The organism is Corynebacterium sp. S5S1 (genome assembly GCF_001913985.1).
GTDB classification, from domain to species: Bacteria; Actinomycetota; Actinomycetes; order Mycobacteriales; family Mycobacteriaceae; genus Corynebacterium; species Corynebacterium marquesiae.
Window position 1 is genome coordinate 422 of sequence record NZ_MKXT01000085.1, and the last position, 2,089, is coordinate 2,510.

Annotated in this window: 1 protein-coding gene and 1 pseudogene; both read right to left on the minus strand. The window is 53.1% G+C overall.

Annotation, left to right across the window (positions count from 1 at the left end; all coding sequences use genetic code 11):
• Positions 1 to 977 (minus strand): aldehyde dehydrogenase family protein (locus BKN05_RS12295; RefSeq protein ID WP_286688763.1); only part of this gene is annotated, 977 nt, incomplete at both ends.
• A gap of 8 nt (positions 978 to 985) precedes the next feature.
• A pseudogene (locus BKN05_RS12300) lies at positions 986 to 1,958 on the minus strand (aldehyde dehydrogenase family protein); the annotation flags it as partial.
• Positions 1,959 to 2,089: the final 131 nt, after the last annotated feature.

Genomic DNA, 2,089 nt, shown 5'->3' on the forward strand with positions numbered 1-2,089 from the left:
TGATGGAATCACCAGCAGGAACCGGGGTCAAAAACTTCAGGTTTTCCAAGCCAATATTAGCCAGCACCGGGCCCGGCGCGGGTTCCACGAACAATCCAGCTGCCCAAGAAACCAGCAAGTAGCCATGCGCTACTTGGCTCGGGAAAAACGGGTTCGCTGCGGCAGCCTTCGCATCTGTATGAGCATAGAACTGATCACCAGTAGAATCTGCAAACGCGATAATGTCTTCCAACCGCACCTCACGGAAATCGGAAACAAACTGGTCACCAATTTCTAGCTCCGCAATCGATTTCCGGAATGGATGCACCCCGCGGCCGGACTCCACGTCTTCCCGTGACACACTGTTCACCTTCGCTCCCCGATGCCAAATTCCGGTAATGGCAGTCAGGTGATCAGGCGTTCCTTGGATCGCAACCCGCTGCATGTGGTGCTTGATGGAACGCACGCCACCTAATTCTTCGCCGCCGCCAGCACGACCGGGCCCTCCGTGAATCAAATTCGGCAGAGGAGCCCCATGTCCAGTCGAGGTTTTCGCGTCGTCCCGGTCAAGGAAATGCAATCGACCATGGTGCGCCCCGATCCCACGAGCAAACTCAGCAGCAATTTCTGGGTCGTGAGTAACCACAGAGGCAACCAAAGATCCTCGACCAAGCGCAGCCAATTCAATCGCTTCCACGGTGTCCGAATATCCAACAATAGAAACCACGGGACCAAAAGCCTCAACTTCATGAACGGCCGGTGCATAAGCGTCATCGAAGGTGAGCACCGTAGGAGCAAAATATGCACCGTCTAATTCATCCGGTCCACCGCAGACCAACTGTCCACCGGCATCTACCAAGCGAGTCACTGCCGTCGCGACATCAGCGCGCTGGTCCACAGAAACCAACGGCCCCATCGTCGCATTCTCGTCACGTGGGTCTCCGGCAATCACTTTCGCCACTAAACGCTCGCGCAATGCCTGTGCAACAGCACCCTTCNNNNCCCTTCAAGTGGTTTGGCACCAATACACGACGGATGGCGGTACATTTCTGCCCAGCTTTTGCAGTCATTTCGGCGAAGACCGCCTTGATAAAGATCTCGAACTCAGGATCTTCCGGAGCTACATCCGCGCCCAAAATAGCCGCGTTCAACGAGTCAGCCTCAGAACTAAACTGCACACCGTTTTCGGAAACATTGCGATGCGCACGTAATTTCTGCGCTGTCGCTGCAGACCCTGTGAATGCCACTTGGTCCCGGTAATCCAAATAATCCAGCAAATCCCGCGCCGAACCCGAAATCAATTGAAGCGCACCATCTGGCAAAATGCCGGACTCAACCATGAGCTTCACACAAGCCTGGGTGACGTACCCAGAAGGAGTACCCGGCTTGACGATAGTGGGAACTCCCGCGATAAAAGCAGGAGCAAATTTTTCCAACATCCCCCATACCGGAAAGTTAAACGCGTTGATCTGAACGGCAATTCCCTGCTGCGGAACGAAAATATGGGTGCCCAAAAATGAGCCGTCGGCCGAAAGCACTTCCGGTTCTGCCTCATCAACGATGACCTGAGAATTGGGTAATTCTTTCCGTGCTTTGGATGAAATAACCAGCGCGGTGGTAATCCCACCATCAACGTCAACAAAATTGTCCCGCTTATTCGCACCGGTTTTATGCGCGAGCGCGTTTAACTCATCCCGGTGCTTTTTCAGGTAAAGCCCCATCTCTTTAATCATCATCGCACGCTCATGCAACGTGTATTTTTGCAGGTTACTTGCGCCTACTTCGCGTGCATAATCCACCGCGGAAGCAATATCCAAGCCTTTGGCGCTAAACCGGCAGACCACCTCACTGGTCGCGGCATCTCGCACTTGCGTTGCATCAGAAACGTCTTCTGGTGTTACCCACTGGCCGCGGAGATAGCTTGGTACGACCTGAGCCGTTTCTTCCGGCGTGGAGGTATCTGCTGTTGTCGTAGTCATTTTGTAGTCCTTTCTATTCTGGGAAACGATCTCTAGTGAGAGCCCTATAGTGGTTGTGACGATCCACCGTTGTTATGAATTTTTGAAGGAGCCTATGATGGCTGAAGATTCCACATGGAAAATTGTTCTTG